10 protein-coding genes are annotated in these 14,985 nt (G+C 61.6%); 6 read left to right on the top strand and 4 right to left on the bottom strand.

Translation table 11 applies throughout. The features are described from left to right. Positions 1-49: 49 nt before the first annotated feature. Positions 50-2,428 (bottom strand): TonB-dependent receptor, encoded by a 2,379-nt coding sequence (locus IC757_RS03425; protein WP_190975994.1) that lies wholly within the window; start codon positions 2,426-2,428, stop codon positions 50-52. 187 nt (positions 2,429-2,615) lie between these two features. On the opposite strand from IC757_RS03425, the gene IC757_RS03420 reads away from it, so the two are divergent. Beyond that, on the top strand, positions 2,616-3,929 hold the full coding sequence (locus tag IC757_RS03420; protein ID WP_190975993.1) for a GntP family permease: 1,314 nt from the start codon (positions 2,616-2,618) through the stop codon (positions 3,927-3,929). A gap of 244 nt (positions 3,930-4,173) precedes the next feature. Here the strand turns inward: IC757_RS03420 and IC757_RS03415 are convergent, their stop codons facing one another. Next, complete coding sequence (locus tag IC757_RS03415; protein ID WP_190975992.1) at positions 4,174-6,072, bottom strand: hypothetical protein; 1,899 nt, start codon at positions 6,070-6,072, stop codon at positions 4,174-4,176. A gap of 162 nt (positions 6,073-6,234) precedes the next feature. Beyond that, positions 6,235-7,629, bottom strand: a complete 1,395-nt coding sequence (locus IC757_RS03410) for a S1 family peptidase (RefSeq protein WP_190975991.1) — start codon at positions 7,627-7,629, stop codon at positions 6,235-6,237. Positions 7,630-8,184: 555 nt separating this feature from the next. On the opposite strand from IC757_RS03410, the gene IC757_RS03405 reads away from it, so the two are divergent. The 5 genes from IC757_RS03405 (at position 8,185) to ubiB (ending at position 13,205) form a co-directional block, all read left to right on the top strand. Continuing rightward, positions 8,185-9,780, top strand: a complete 1,596-nt coding sequence (locus IC757_RS03405; RefSeq protein ID WP_317976901.1) for an AbgT family transporter — start codon at positions 8,185-8,187, stop codon at positions 9,778-9,780. After that, entirely contained in the window at positions 9,780-10,130 is a 351-nt protein-coding gene (locus tag IC757_RS03400; protein ID WP_190975990.1) for a gamma-butyrobetaine hydroxylase-like domain-containing protein, read from the top strand. Before IC757_RS03405 ends, IC757_RS03400 begins: the two co-directional genes overlap by 1 nt. Before the next feature lie 75 nt (positions 10,131-10,205). Then, a complete protein-coding gene (ubiE, locus tag IC757_RS03395) occupies positions 10,206-10,931 on the top strand; it encodes a bifunctional demethylmenaquinone methyltransferase/2-methoxy-6-polyprenyl-1,4-benzoquinol methylase UbiE (protein WP_190975989.1) in 726 nt (241 codons plus the stop codon). A 16-nt stretch (positions 10,932-10,947) separates the two neighbouring features. Then, positions 10,948-11,559, top strand: a complete 612-nt coding sequence (locus tag IC757_RS03390; RefSeq protein ID WP_190975988.1) for an SCP2 domain-containing protein — start codon at positions 10,948-10,950, stop codon at positions 11,557-11,559. Further along, positions 11,556-13,205: a ubiquinone biosynthesis regulatory protein kinase UbiB gene (ubiB, locus tag IC757_RS03385; RefSeq protein WP_190975987.1), complete on the top strand. Its 1,650-nt coding sequence runs from the start codon at positions 11,556-11,558 to the stop codon at positions 13,203-13,205. The genes IC757_RS03390 and ubiB overlap by 4 nt, the downstream gene beginning before the upstream one ends. 36 nt (positions 13,206-13,241) lie before the next feature. On the opposite strand, the gene IC757_RS03380 is transcribed toward ubiB, so the two are convergent. Further along, positions 13,242-14,984: a phospholipase D-like domain-containing protein gene (locus IC757_RS03380; RefSeq protein WP_190975986.1), complete on the bottom strand. Its 1,743-nt coding sequence runs from the start codon at positions 14,982-14,984 to the stop codon at positions 13,242-13,244. Position 14,985 lies beyond the last annotated feature (1 nt).

The raw sequence follows: 14,985 nt of genomic DNA, 5'->3' as shown, positions 1-14,985 counted from the left end.
TGCGATCCCGGGCCATGGAGAGCCGGACGAGTCCCCTTCTTCCGGCATATCAGAAGTTGAATGTTCCAGTCAGCGTAAAGGTCCTTGGCGGGCCATAGAAGGCATTCATCACGCCTTCCAGCCCCAGGGTCGGCTCGGTGCCATCGGGAGTGGCAAACACATAGCCCGAGACCTTGTACTCTTCGTTGGTCAGGTTGCGACCGTGCAGCCCCAGCTCGAATCGGCCGTCGGCACGCATCCAGATCATGCTCAGGTCATAGAGCGAATAGGCCGGCTGATCGAGAAACTGTGAGGGTGTTTCAAACTGGTGGGTCTCGCTGCGATACGACCACGCACCTCGAATGCTGAAGTCTCCCTCTGTACCGAACCATGCCATGGGCACGTCGTAACGCAGGCTCAGGTGTGCCGTGTTCTCCGGCGTATTCTGGAACACGCGCTGGTCGGCCACGTCTTCCAGCGCGGTGTCGCCGGTGGCCGGATCGGTCACCGAGGTGATGAACTCATCGTACCCGGCATCGATGTAACCCAGTGCCAGGGCCGTTGACAGACGATCACCTCCGGTAATCCAGTCATCGGCAAGAATGGCCGACAACTCCAGCTCCGCGCCCTTGACCGTGGCGGCGCCGGCATTGGTCGTGACGCCGGCAAAGGTGTCGGAGACGCCATCTCCGGTGGTGTCCACGCCGATGGAGCCAGGCACCTGGATATTGGTGTAGTCGCTGTGGAACAGCGCCAGGCTGCTGGTCACGCGACCATTGGCCCAGTTGGACTTGGCACCGATTTCCCAGGTGTCGACCTCCTCGGGCTCGAAGCGCATGAACAGGAAGATGTCTTCGTCAGTGACCTCGCCATCGCCGGTCAGGTCAGGTGCGGCGGTGGTCAGGCCGCGCGGGTCGAAGCTGCCCCCCTTGAAGCCCTGGCTGAAGGAAACATAGAGGTTGTGATCCTGCGTCGGCTTCCACGCCAGACTGGCCCGGGGAGTGAACTCGGTGAAGGTTTCCGAGCCCTGGAAGTCGGATGTGGTTTCCAGAACGACCGGATCACCACCGAACCACTCCGAGGGCCCAAGCAAGTTCTGGCGCAACACGCGAGAGCTGCGCTTGTCGCTGGTGTAGCGGCCACCCAGGGTCAGCTCCAGATCGGTTTCCATCCCCAGGTAATCACCAATGTCGAAACTGGCATCGGCAAATACCGCCCAGCTTTCGGTATCGACATCGCCCTTGGTGAAGGCATTCAGCCCCGGCGCACCAATCAGTTCACCGGTTTCGAACAGGCGTACGTCAAAGGGTCCGAAGGCATTCGCATCCAGGTAATAGAAACCACCCACACCACTGACCCGGTCACCGGAAAAGTGCAGCTGAAACTCCTGCGAGAACTGTTCGTTGTCGTAGATGGTGGCGACATCCAGATCGGCCGCCGGCAGCGCCTCGAAATCGATCATCTGGGTATTTTCGTTTTCGCGCCAGGCCGTGATGCTCTTGAACTGCCATTCCGGATTGATATCGTATTCGACGGTCAGGCTCGCACCCCAGGCTTCCGTGAAGTTCGGACCTTCAAGACCACTGCGCGAATCGTAGACGTTGTCGAGCACCGGCGCTCCGGAGAACAGGCCGGGGATCAGCCGATGACCACCAACCGGGTTCGAGTTGTCCTCGAAGTAGTCGCCGGCCAGGCGCACGAACAGCGAATCGCTCGGGCTCCATTCCCAGCGGGCCCGGGCCGCGATCACATCCTTGTCGTAGTTGTCTTCGTCCAGGTACAGGTTGGTCCCGAAACCGCTGCGATTGAAACTGGCAACAGCCCCGCCAACAGCAGAACTGTCGCTGACCGGTGTTTCACCACTGAGCACCAGGTCGCGTTGCGAGAAGCTGCCCAGGCTGGCCCGCACACTGGCCCGCGGCGTGTGGTCAAGACGCCGGGTGACGTACTTGACCGCGCCGCCAATCGTATTGCGACCGTAGAGCGTACCCTGCGGCCCGCGCAGCACCTCGATGCGTTCGATATCGTAGATGTCGAGTACCGCACCCTGCGGCCGGTTGAGATAGACATCATCGATATAGACCCCGACCCCGGCCTCGAAACCGGCGACCGGATCCTGCTGACCGATCCCGCGAATGAAAGCGGTCAGCGTATTGCTGGTACCCCGCGAGACCTCGAGCGTGGTGTTGGGTACCGACTGCTTGAGGTAGGTGATGTCCTGGGCACCCGCATCCGACAATTCCTGGGCCGTCACCGCAGTCAGCGAGCCGGGCACGTCAATGATCTGTTCTTCGCGACGACGAGCCGTCACCTGAATGGTATCGATGGTGCGAGCTTGCTCCGCCGCTTCGGACTCGGCGCGTTCCTCCCCGTCCGGTTCCTGGGCTTGCGCTCCGTGCAAGGCCAGCATGATGGCCAGGCTGAGTGTGGACAGTGCTTTGATCTTCATGGCGAATCCCTTGGGTCCCGTGTTGTTTTTTCGGTGATGACCGACCGGCTGCCGCGGCAGCGGGTGGTCTGACAGCATGAAGGTTATGACGGCCCGCCCATCGCTGTAACTTGTACCTTGGTACAGTTCCCGCGGCACCCTGGCGTTGCCAACATGGATGCGAACCTGAAACCGGAACACCAAGATCATGCTCAGCCTGATCGGCCTGCTCGGTGGCCTTGCGCTGCTTATCGTACTCGTCATGCGTGGCATGAGCCTTTTCGTGGCCACGCCGCTGTGTGCATTGATCGTGGCACTGACCAGCGGCATTGCCCTGCTGCCGCCGCTGGCCGCCGAGGGCCAGGCCGACCTGGTCACGCAGTACATGAACGGCTTTACCGGCTTTATCGCCTCCTGGTTTTTCGTCTTCCTGCTCGGTTCGCTGTTCGGCAAGTTCATGGAGTCCTCCGGCGGCGCCGACAGCGTGGCACGCTGGATCATCACCCGCCTGGGGACGAAACAGGCAGCCCTGGCCGTGGTGCTGGCCTGCGCGGTCCTGACCTACGGGGGTGTCAGCCTGTTCGTGGTCGCCTTTTCGGTCTACCCCATGGCGTTGGCACTGTTTCGCGATGCCGACCTGCCGCGCCGCTTCATCCCGGCCACCCTGGCCTTCGGTTCGGTGACTTTCACCATGACCTCGGCCGGCTCACCCGAGATCCAGAACTGGATTCCGGTCGAGCACCTGGGCACCAGCCCCCTGGCGGCCTGGGAAGCAAGTGCGGTTGTCGCCGTGTTCATGGCGGTGATCGGCTACATCTGGCTGCGCTGGATGCTCAAGCGCGCGGTCGAGCGCGGCGAATGCTTCGAAGACCGCGAAGGCGACCCCAAGAGCGGCCGCGAGAACCTGCCCCATCCGGCGCTGGCTGCGGTGCCCCTGATGCTGGTGCTGGGAATTTCTTTCACCACCCATGACGCCCTCGGCACCTCGGCGCTGATCGTGGCATTGCTGGCCGGCGCCATTGGCGCGGCCATGATCAACCTGCGCCACCTGCACAAGCCCGGAGAAGCAATGACCGAAGGCGGCGTAGGCGCGCTGATCGCCATCGGCAACACCTCCGCTGTGGTCGGATTCGGCACCGTCGCCCAGGTCTCGCCGGCTTTCGATGCAGCCGTCACCTGGGTCACCGGCATGCCGGGCAACGGCCTGGTGAGTGCGGCGATCGCAGTTTCGGCCATTGCCGCCATGACCGGCTCGGCCTCCGGCGGCCAGGCCATCGCCCTGCCCATTCTCGGCCCCCACTACATGGACCAGGGCGTCGACCCCGACCAACTCCATCGCGTGGTCGCCATCTCATCCGGCGCCCTGGACTCCCTGCCCCACAACGGCTACGTGGTCACCACCATCCGCGCCATCTGCAACGAAACCCACGCCGCCGCCTACCCCGCCATGGGCGCCCTGACAGTCGTCGTGCCCCTGGCCGGACTGATCCTGTGTCTCGGGCTGTTTGCGGTTGGGATGTGAGGGCGGCATCAGTGGGGATTGGTGAGAGCTTTTCGCACTCGGTGGCTTGGAGAAGGGGGTGTAGATGGGTGTTAGGTGTTAGGTGTTAGAAACAGTACGCTACCACCCACCCTGACCAACGCCGCCCCTTCACACTTCACACCTAACACATAACACCCAACACTTAACACCCGACACCCCCTCACCTGCAACCATCGCCCCCCAGGCGCCATCATACCTGCCGGGTCAACAAAGTCGGCAAACGCTAATCAAACCAACTGTCATGGCGTGGCGACAAGTGCAGTATTGCGGCTCGCCGGTCGTATAAACCCGACTCTGGGGGATTGCGAAAACTACCGGACAGCAACACCCAGATGTCATCACTACCTTTGGCGACACTGACCGCTGCCATTCTGCTCCAGTTCGTGTCACCCAAATCATTGGCTGCCAGCAGATCGGGCACCACCACAAGCCCGGTGGCTTCCGTCCATATGAAGGCGCGCGTACCGCTCGGCTCATCCCAAGGATTCTCTACGACATAGCTGCCCACAATTACGCTACCATCACTGCTGACATCCCACGCCGTTGCCGGCGCCATCCCCACTAGATGGGCATCGGTCGGCATGCCAAGGTAAACGGCTCCATGTGCTTCAGTCCAGTACCAGGGCTCTCGGTAATTCGGATGGTCAGGGTCGAGATCCACCTGATCGCCGCCAACGATCAGGCTGCAATCCGCGTTGCAGGCCTGGGCAAAGCGCAATCGCGCACCTTCACTGTCATACAGGAGCTCCGGCTCGGCATCCCCAACCCAGCGGATCGCGATATCCTGGCGCCATCCGTTCTCATCCAGCAACTGATTGCCGATAACAATGCGGGCATCGCTGGAACACGCCAGAGGCGTTGCTGTGCCCCCACCCACCCCTTCGTGAGTCGGCAACTCCTGCTGACCATACTCCTCCATCCATCTCCACGGCACAATGGGCTCGCCAAAATCCATCTCGACTCGACCCGTACCCACCAGACATCGGCCATCAGTCGAACCTCCACGCACCAATGCGCGAGAGAAGTTCTGACCCGGCAAGGGCATTACCCCCGATTCCTGAAGCCAAAGCTTGGGTTCGGTACGCCTTGAGCCTTCATCTGTCCATCCGTGATCGTAGTTGAATGCTGCCGTCATACCATCGACCGAAAAGAACAGCAAGGCAGAAAAGCCATTGTCTTCCATTGACTGCCACTCGGACTCACCGGCGGGAAAGAGCCGATAGCTGTTTTGGCTTTTCAATGTATGTCGAGTGACACCTGCCACTGTGCCGCCTTTAGCAATATGCTTGACTTCAGTCGTAGAGGAGTAATCCTCTCCTTCATTGCGAACAGGTATCTCCACATAGGCCAGATCGTAGAGCCTCTCAATCTCAGGCACCTCAGCCGGACAAGCCGCGGGACGCATCAGTCGGGACAGCGGAACGAGCTCCAATTCGCCATTGCCAAACCCTGACCGGTCGGATGAATAGCGGGCCCGGCCGCCACTGCAGCTCAGCTCCAGTTCCAGGTCGCCCCAATGCAATCGCTGCACCTGGTCCGGATCGAAGTCTTCACCGAATCTGCCGCCTCGAGTAGACTCCAGATCAGGAAACACAAGGTGATCGCCTTCGAGTTCGCCCACGCCCAGCATCCACTGTTGCTCGCCATCACCATCATAGGTAAACCAAACCACCACCGCCGTGTCGTCGGGCATCCACTGCAGCGCAACCCCCTGACCGGAACTGTCGGGCTCAAACCACGAGCCACTCTGTCCCGCGTAAGGCTGCAACGGCTCCCCCGGCCGGCCATGTAGCGGAGCACTGCAGTCGGCACCCATAATGCGGGTCAGGCGCTGGATAGGAAAGACCAGCTCCTGTCCCAGCCCCTCGAACTGGAACAGCCCCTTATCGCAACCGGAGAAGCGCATTTTCCCGTCCCCGACCACCTCGATCTGCACAGACGAGGCATCGAAGTCTGGACCGAATGCCGGCCCGCGGGTGAGATACATATCGGGAAAGGCGATATACCAACCCGAATCATCTTCACCGATCTGTCCATCTCCGATCAGCCAGCGCTGGTCGCCATCCTCATCGTAGGTAAACCAGTAGACCAAAGCCCGCTGCTCATCGAAGATCTCCAGCACCCAGCCCTCACCGCTGCGCTCGGGCACAAACCAGTGTCCGCTGTGGCCGGGATGCAGCACACCGGCAGCCGCCAGCGTGCTGGTCAAAATCGTGAGCAGGCCAATAAGGGCTGATTGCAGCGATCTGTAAAAAAGCAAACTCGGATGAAGCATGGTGATTCCCTACGGGATAGGGCCGGCCGGGCATGCGAAAACAACACTCTCATGCGCAGTTCCATAGTCATTGGAGACTTGCAGATCCACGGTCACCCAGCCATGCGGGTTACAGGTACCAAAGAACAACGTCCCAGAACTGGGATTACCTGAACCACCGGTCCACTGCATGCTCGTCTGGCCCTGGGAATTGAAATAATCAATCTCGCAGGAAAAGAACCCGCCGCCGCTGTTGGCGGCATCAGGGCAGTTGAACCCGTAAATGGTCGGCGGATTGGCGCCATGGGGTGTCCGCATCACTTTACCGAAATCGGCTAGCGGGCCGGTTACCGGATCAAAAGTAGCGCCGGCGAAAAGGCTGGCGTCATGAGGGCACGGCCCATGGACACTAGGATCCAGCGCTGAGATCGTGATCCCCTGTGCCATGTTCTCGACTGGTGTGATAAACGGACCACCGGAATCACCGGGGTAGACGCAAGCGCTTGTGCGCGTGAGGCCATCAACTGTGAATGTCTGTCCCGTTACATTGTGCTGCAACTCCTCAATTACATTAGTGTGTGTAATTCCACCACAGTGCGGACCTCCCGACGCTTGGCCGTAACGACAAACAGTCGTGTTGAGGGGCGCCTCCTGTAGTCCCGCCCACTTCGACGAAACAATCAACACTCCCTGGTTGTAACCATTGATCAGTGGTTCCGGATTCCAGTACTGACCTGTATTCACAGAGGCTCTATCATTGTTTCCTTGCCCGCCGACCTCAGACTCATCGAATACGCCTTGAAATAGACCATTGAGGCCAACCACACCATGACCTATATCGCCGCAATGACCCGCAGTGAGGTATCCACCCTCAACGGAAAACCCGATTGAACATCCGAACTCGAACCCCACTTGCTGAGAAAAATTCTCATTGACATACTTGTCGCCGCCACGCACAGGCCAGGAAACCGGAATGGAGCCGCCGCGGCCATGTTTGAATCGAATTGCCGCAGACTCACGCCGAACCATTGGCAAATCCTGCACAACTTGCTCACGATCCGGTTCGACCGATACCACAACCTGATTGCTTGGATAATCAATGTGCAGGCTGTGAACCACATCGGACCATAAACCCTGCCTCTGAATATCCTCACTGAGCTGATCAAGCACATCGAGCAATTGTACTTGGCTGCGCTCGCGACGCACCGATTTGACACCCAAGCGAGTGAGCAAGTCGTCGCTTGAGGAGCTGGTGGCAGCAACCACCAATGTCAGGCGATCAACATCGAACCAGGCACCTGCATACGCGTCCCCGAGCAGATCACGCGCGACACCGTAAGCTCGGGCCGCTTCTGCTTCGGCAGCCAATCGCTCGATAACCACTTCTTCACTGTCGGTCTGATAAAGGCGCAGCAACTCAGCCATCAGACCACGATCGACATCTGCCGTACTCTCAGTCGCTCCAACGACCGGAGCGCAAACCATGAACAGGATAAGAACTAAAGGGAAACAAAGACCAGAGACCAGAGACCAGAGACCAGAGACCAGAGACCAGCATGATTGGAAACCGCCATCGCCATTACTCCTCTAAATTTTGAATGTGCTAAACCCTACCCCTGCTTGTTAAACTACCGGACCTGATAAAGTGAAGTCAAGCTCACTCCTCGTTCAGGTTCAACCACGCCAGCCCGGATTATTCATGACCCAGCCGTAGCGCCGCACTGCAGGCTGGTGCGGTTTGCCCGAAGGGCCGGGACTTCGCACCCCCCAGGATACGCACGGCTGCCGTGCCGGGCATCACCACCCCCCGTGCCCCGCGACACACCGACCTCCGACGCACCCCCTTAACACCTCACACTTAACACCTAACACTTAACACCCGACACCCCCCTCACCTGTAACCATCGCCCCCCATGCGCTATCATGCCGGCTCGGTCGTCCGATGGCGGCCTGGTCCAATAACAACCCGGGGTGAGTTAAGTGAGCGAGCACAGCACGGCCGGCAAGCCGGCGATGGAAAATCGCAACTGGTTTACGCGTTTTCTCGACACGGTGGAGTGGCTGGGGAACTTGTTGCCGCACCCGGTGACGCTGTTTGCCCTGCTGGCCACCGGGATGGTGTTCCTGTCCGGTCTGTTCGGCTGGCTGGGGGTGTCGGTGACCGATCCGCGGCCCGACGTGCCCGACGGGACCACGATCGAGGCGGTCAGCCTGCTCAATGCGGAAGGTCTGCGCATGATCTTCGGCAACCTGGTCTCCAACTTTGTCGGTTTCGCCCCCCTGGGCGTCGTGTTGGTGGCCATGCTCGGTGTGGGCGTGGCCGAGAAATCCGGGCTGCTTTCGGCCATGGTGCGCGGCATTGTGCTCAATGCGCCCAAGCACCTGGTGACCGTGGCGGTGGTCTTTGCCGGCGTGATTTCCAACACCGCCTCGGAGATGGGCTACGTGGTGCTGGTGCCGCTGGCCGGCGCCATTTTCCTGGCCCTGGGACGGCATCCGCTGGCCGGCATGGCGGCCGCCTTTGCCGGGGTCTCGGGCGGCTACTCGGCCAACCTGCTGCTGGGCACCATCGATCCATTGCTGGCCGGTATCACCGAGGAGGCGGCACGGCTGATCGATCCAGACTACGAGGTCTACGCCACCGCCAACTGGTACTTCATGATCATCTCGACGTTCATGATCACCGCGGTCGGCTCCCTGGTCACCATCTTTATTGTCGAGCCCAAGCTGGGCGAGTATGACGATTCGCGCGCCGATCCCACGGTGCTCGACGACTCCCAGATGACCCCGCTGACCGGTGATGAAAAGAAGGGCCTGGGCATGGCCGGCCTGGCCGTCCTGGGTGTCCTCGCGCTCATCGCCATCCTGGTGGTGCCCGAAACCGGGGTGCTGCGCGATCCCGATGCAGTCGGTGAAGGGTTCCTGGCCTCGTCCGGACCGTTCTTCCGCTCCATCGTCGCCTGGATCTTCATCTTCTTCCTGGTCACCGGGTTTGCCTACGGCAAGGTGGTTGGCACCATGAAGAACGACCGCGACGTGATCGACGGCATGGCCTCGGCCATAGCTACTCTTGGTCTGTACGTGGTGCTGGTGTTCTTCGCCGCCCAGTTCGTGGCCTTTTTCGGCTGGACCAACATGGGCCTGATCACCGCAATTGCCGGCGCCGACTTCCTCCAGGCCATCGGCCTGACCGGCCCGCTGGTGTTCCTGTTCTTCATCATCATGTGCGGCATCGTCAACCTGTCGCTGGGTTCGGCCTCGGCGCAGTGGGCGGTGACCGCTCCGATTTTCGTGCCCATGCTGATGATGATCGGCTACTCGCCGGAGGTCATTCAGGGCGCCTACCGGATCGGTGACTCGACCACCAACATCATTACCCCGATGATGAGCTACTTCGGGCTGATCCTGGCCTGGGCCACACGCTACGACAAGAAATTCGGCATCGGCACGCTGATTGCCACCATGCTGCCCTACTCGATCTTCTACTTCCTGTGCTGGGTCGTGCTGTTCTTCGTGTGGGTGTTCGCGCTGGGTCTGCCGGTCGGACCGGGTTCGCCGACCTACTACGGCGGCTGATGAGCGCGCCGCACCCGACCGAACTGCGCCTGGAGAAAAGCCGGCGCATGCTGGTGGTGGAGTTCGACGACGGGCAGTGCTTCGAGCTGCCCTGTGAATACCTGCGCACGCACTCGCCGTCGGCCGAGGTGCGCGGACACGGGCTGTCCGAGCCCAAACTGATGACCGGCAAGGACAAGGTCAATATCGATCGCATCGAGCCGATCGGCAGCTATGCCGTGCAACTGGTTTTCGACGACGGCCACGACAGCGGCATCTACTCGTGGGGATTCCTTTATGATCTTGGCGTTAACATGGAAGCCAACCAGGCTCGTTACGCAGATCGACTGCGTGGCGCCAAATCGAGCTGAAATACTCACCACAGAGACTACTCTGTGCCTCTGTGGTGCAGTTTTCCAGGCCAACCTATTGCACAGGCATCTCAGATGACTGATTTTGGATACCGCGAAGTGGCACCCGAGGAGAAGACCCGGCTGGTTGGTCAGGTTTTTTCCTCCGTGGCGCAGAAGTACGACCTGATGAATGACCTGATGAGCCTGGGCATTCACCGGCTGTGGAAGCGGCATTTCGTGGCAACCTGCGGCATCCGTCGTGGCGAGAAACTGCTGGATCTGGCCGGCGGCACGGGCGATATCGCCTGGCTGGCGCGCCAGCGCGGGGCCGCGGTGAGCGTGGCGGATATCAATCATGAAATGCTGTCTGTCGGGCGTTCGCGCATGGATGCCCGTGGCGCGGTGCAGGGATTCGACTGGCTTCAGGTCAATGCCGAGGCGCTGCCCTTTGCCGATGCCAGCTTCGATCACGTCACGATTGCCTACGGCCTGCGCAACGTGACCTGGCGCGACAAGGCTCTTGGTGAGATGCACCGGGTGCTGCGGCCCGGAGGCCGTGTGCACATTCTCGAGTTCTCCAAGGTCGGACTGCCCGCGCTGGAGAAACTCTACGATGCCTGGTCGTTCCAGGTGCTGCCTCGTCTGGGCGAGCAGATCGCCGGCGATGCCGAAAGCTATCAGTACCTGGCCGAATCCATCCGTCGCTTTCCGGACCAGGAAAGCCTGGCCGAGTCACTGCGCGAGGCCGGATTCGAGCGCGTGTCCTGGACCAACCTGTCGTCGGGCATATCGGCCATTCACCGTGGCGCGCGCACATGAGCGGGGCGGTCGAAACATGAGCCGCTACCTGACTCCCCTGCCCGGCCTGCTGGCCCGCGCCATCGACACGGCGCTGGCCCGGGCCCTACAGCTCGATCCACGCGCGGCCGACAGACTGGCAACGCTGAAAGACCAATCGGTTCGCCTGGAACTGAAGGGACTGGGTATCGACCTGTTCTTCACCGGTAGCGGTGAAGCGCTGTCGGTATCGACCGAAAGCGATGTCGAGCCCGACACCACCATTTCGGGCACGCCGGCCGCCCTTCTGGCCATGGCGGTGCCCGACTGGCGCGCGCCTGGCAGCGGCGTGCAGATTCAGGGAAACGCCGGCACTGCCCAGGCGCTGGAAAAGCTGCTGCGCCAGCTTGATCCAGACTGGGAGTCATTGCTGGTCGAGCACCTGGGACCGGTCTGGGGCCACCAGGTCTGGCGCATGCTGCAAGACAGCATGCAGCGCGGACGGCACATGGCCGGCACCGCTGCCGACCAGACCGCCCGTTTCCTGCGCGAGGAAAGCGGCCTGCTGGTCAGACGCGAGGAAGTCGAGGAATTCACCGTGGGCGTCGACGAATTGCGCGAGGCCGTCGACCGGCTGGAGGCCCGGCTGCGGCGGGAGCGAAGGCCATGATTCGGCGCAGTCTTCGTCTGGCCAGTATTGCCCTGACCCTGGCCCGCTACCGTCTCGACGAGCTGTTGAGCGACATGCCAATGCTGGGCATGGCACGCCTGGTGCGGCTGGTGCCCTGGGGGCGACGCCAGGTCAGGGATTACTCGCGCGGGGCCCGGCTGCGCCTGGCGCTTCAGGAACTCGGGCCGATCTATGTCAAGTTCGGACAGATTCTCTCAACGCGTCGCGACCTGTTGCCGCCCGATATCGCCGATGAGCTGGCGCAGCTCCAGGACGCAGTGCCCCCGTTTTCCAGCACCGAGGCGCGAGGCATTATCGAGGACGAGCTGCACGCCCCGATCAGTGCACTGTTTGCCGAGTTCAACGACGAAGCACTGGCCTCTGCATCCATCGCCCAGGTTCACGCCGCCCGCCTGGAAACGGGCGAGGAAGTGGTGGTCAAGGTGGTCCGACCCGGCATCGACCGCCAGATCCGGCGCGATCTCGAACTGCTCAAGGCCATGGCCCGACTGGTACGGCACCATCACCCGGAAGGCGACCGCATTCGTCCCGATGATATCGTTGCCGAATTCCAGCGCGTCATCACGCGCGAGCTGGACATGCAGGCCGAGGGCGCCAATGCCTCGTTGCTCAGACGCAATTTCGAGCAATCCAGCGAACTCTATATTCCGCAGATCCACTGGACCCACACCGGCCGTAGGGTCCTGACCATGGAAAGGGTCGCAGGGGTTCCGGTCAAGGATATTGCCGAACTCAAGCGCCGCAATGTCGACCTGGAGAAGCTGGCGCGCCGCGGCATCCGCATCTTCTACACCCAGGTCTTTCGCGACAACCTGTTTCATGCCGACCTGCACCCCGGCAACATCCTGATCGACACCAGCGACCCGGCCGACCCGAGCATCATTGCCCTGGATTTCGGCATTGTCGAGACCATGGCGCCCAGGGACCTCTACTACATCGGCGAGAACTTTCTGGCCATCTTCAAGCGCGAGTACCGGCGCGTGGCCGAGCTGCACGTCGAGGCCGGCTGGGTGCCCGCCGACACCCGCATCGAAGAGCTCGAAGCCGCCGCCCGCACGGTCTGCGAGCCCAACTTCACCCGCCCGCTCGAAGAAGTGTCTTTCGCCGAGATGGTGATGGCCCTGTTTGCCGTGGCCCGACGCTTCAAGCTGACCCTGCAGCCCCAACTGATCATGCTGCAGAAAACCCTGCTCAACATCGAGGGCATGGCACGAGAACTCTACCCCGGCCTCAATATCTGGGAAGTGGCGCGGCCGGAACTCGAAGGCATTTTCGCCGAGCGCTACGGACTTTCCCGCACGGCCCGGCGACTGGGCCGGGGGTTGCCCGGCTGGCTGGCACAGTCGCCGGAACTGCCAGGGCTGATTCACGAGACCCTCAAGCGGGCCGCCGCGGGCCAGCTGCACACCCGGCCCGACCCGCAGGAGGTACAGCGGCTATCCGACCTGGCCGAACGACGCCAGCGACGGACGATATCCGGCCTGCTGGCCGCGGGCCTGCTGATTGCCGGCGCAATCCTGATCGGCACCGAGATCGAACCCCTGTTCGGCGGCTACTCGATCCCCGGACTGGCCACGGCAGTCCTCGCGGCACTAGCCACCTGGCGAGCGGGCCCAAGGGGCTGAGCCCGGCCAGAGCGCCCGCGCTACATAGCGCCCGTGCTACATAATGAATCTGAGAAATCCGAACAGGCGGCTGACTAGGCTGGTGCCCATGTGGCGTCTGAGCAGTACGACTTCAGGGGCAAGGCCGACGGGTTCGAGAGCCGGGGGAAGTTCGTCGGCATCGCTGGCATTCATCCTGTAATTCTCGGTCAGGTACCAGGGCCACAGGTCGAGCGTTGGCAGCCGGCGGGACAGACCGGCCATGGTGCGATTGACCGGACCCAGCAGCACCGAACCGTCGGGACGCACTCGCACTACCCAGCTGTTGCCGGGTGCCGCGATGGTCTCGACATACTCACTCAGGGCCGCAGCGAAGCGGCGATCCTCAACGATGACCCCGTTCTCGGTGTTGTATCGTTCCGAGCGCGGATCGAAATTGTGTGAGGTCACCACCGCCACTTCGTCGTCGATGACCACGATCTTGGCGTGGACACTGATGCGAGGCCCCGGCATATCGCGAGTGGCCGAGGGCGGATCGATACGCATCGGGCTGGTGATGCCCAGGGCACGGTCGATGACCAGCTGCTCGTAGCGCTGGTTGAAGCGTTCGATGTCCGCCGGGTAGGGCTTGGCTTCGAACAGTTCAACCCCCAGTCCGTCGACCATGCGAAAACGCTGACGGCGCGAGATGGCATAGACGGGCCAGGCATCGGTGGAGGCCAGGGAATTGGTGGACACCACCACCTCAACCGATGGGTCGAGTTGCGCAAGCGCCTGCTCGAAGGCGGGCGACAACACGAAGTAAGGCGTCTGAATCAGCACCCGTTCGCGCGCCGTGCCGATCAGTTCATGCAATGTGCGGGTGCTGACTTCGGATTCCAGCGACCAGGTTTTTTCCGGCAGGTCGGCGAAATAGCGGACGGTTCCGACCTCGAATCCCGCTCTGCCGATCAATGCCTCCAGCCAGTCCGGGTCTTCAATCATGCTCAGCGCATAGGCCGCGCGACTGTCACGCTCGAGCAGGATCTGGTCGGGTGCACTTCGTTGCAGCGTGGCGGCCACGTCGCGAGTGTGGCGTGCCCGCCGGCTGGCCGAATGCTGCCAGAACTGATCGAAGTTGTCCTGCATCTCCGCCACGGTGTGGCCCGACACCAGCACTTCCATGTCGAGAAAATTCATGCGGGTGTCGAGGTCGAAATAGCGGTCGGCGGTGTTTCTGCCACCGAGGAGCCCATGGCGACCATCGATGGCCAGCAGCTTGTGGTGCAAGCGATGGTTGAGACGCCGGAAACAACAGAACACGGCCGAGGCCAGCGACAGGTCGCCAAGCCGCGCCTGATTGAATACCGGGTTGTAGAGTCGCACCTCAAGATTCGGCTCCAGCAACTCCAGCCCGGCCAGCAGCTCCACATCGTCCAGCGAGAACAGGCTGTCGACCAGGATTCGCACCTCGACACCACGGCGGGCGGCGTCGACAAGTTCGGCCAGCAGCAACTGACCGGACTCGTCGGCATGAAAGATATAGTTCATCAGCTCGATCCGCTCGACGGCCGAACGGATCAGGTGAATGCGCAGGGCCAGTGCGTCACTGCCCTGCTCGACCAGCAGCAGGTGCTGACGCGAGGACGATGTAACAAGCTCATCCAGGGGCGAATCAAGACGCACCGGACTGGCATCGGGCACCAGCTCGACGCTGCCGCGCCGCGCTTCAATCAGCTCATCGATCTCGGCCTGACGCTGGGGCGAGAGGCTGCACGCCCCGAGAGCGAGCGACAGCAGCAGTAGCGCGTACCGCAACATG

Source organism: Wenzhouxiangella sp. AB-CW3 (assembly GCF_014725735.1).
In the GTDB taxonomy this organism is placed as follows: Bacteria; Pseudomonadota; Gammaproteobacteria; order Xanthomonadales; family Wenzhouxiangellaceae; genus Wenzhouxiangella.
Note: the sequence above shows the minus strand (reverse complement) of the source record. Positions and strands in the feature narration are given on the sequence as shown.

Coding starts and splice junctions, on each gene's coding strand:
- IC757_RS03400 (WP_190975990.1), top strand. CDS start 9,780: ATGAGCGCGCCGCACCCGACCGAACTGCGCCTGGAGAAAAGCCGGCGC.
- IC757_RS03380 (WP_190975986.1), bottom strand. CDS start 14,984: ATGTTGCGGTACGCGCTACTGCTGCTGTCGCTCGCTCTCGGGGCGTGC.
- ubiB (WP_190975987.1), top strand. CDS start 11,556: ATGATTCGGCGCAGTCTTCGTCTGGCCAGTATTGCCCTGACCCTGGCC.
- ubiE (WP_190975989.1), top strand. CDS start 10,206: ATGACTGATTTTGGATACCGCGAAGTGGCACCCGAGGAGAAGACCCGG.
- IC757_RS03425 (WP_190975994.1), bottom strand. CDS start 2,428: ATGAAGATCAAAGCACTGTCCACACTCAGCCTGGCCATCATGCTGGCC.
- IC757_RS03420 (WP_190975993.1), top strand. CDS start 2,616: ATGCTCAGCCTGATCGGCCTGCTCGGTGGCCTTGCGCTGCTTATCGTA.
- IC757_RS03390 (WP_190975988.1), top strand. CDS start 10,948: ATGAGCCGCTACCTGACTCCCCTGCCCGGCCTGCTGGCCCGCGCCATC.
- IC757_RS03410 (WP_190975991.1), bottom strand. CDS start 7,629: ATGGCTGAGTTGCTGCGCCTTTATCAGACCGACAGTGAAGAAGTGGTT.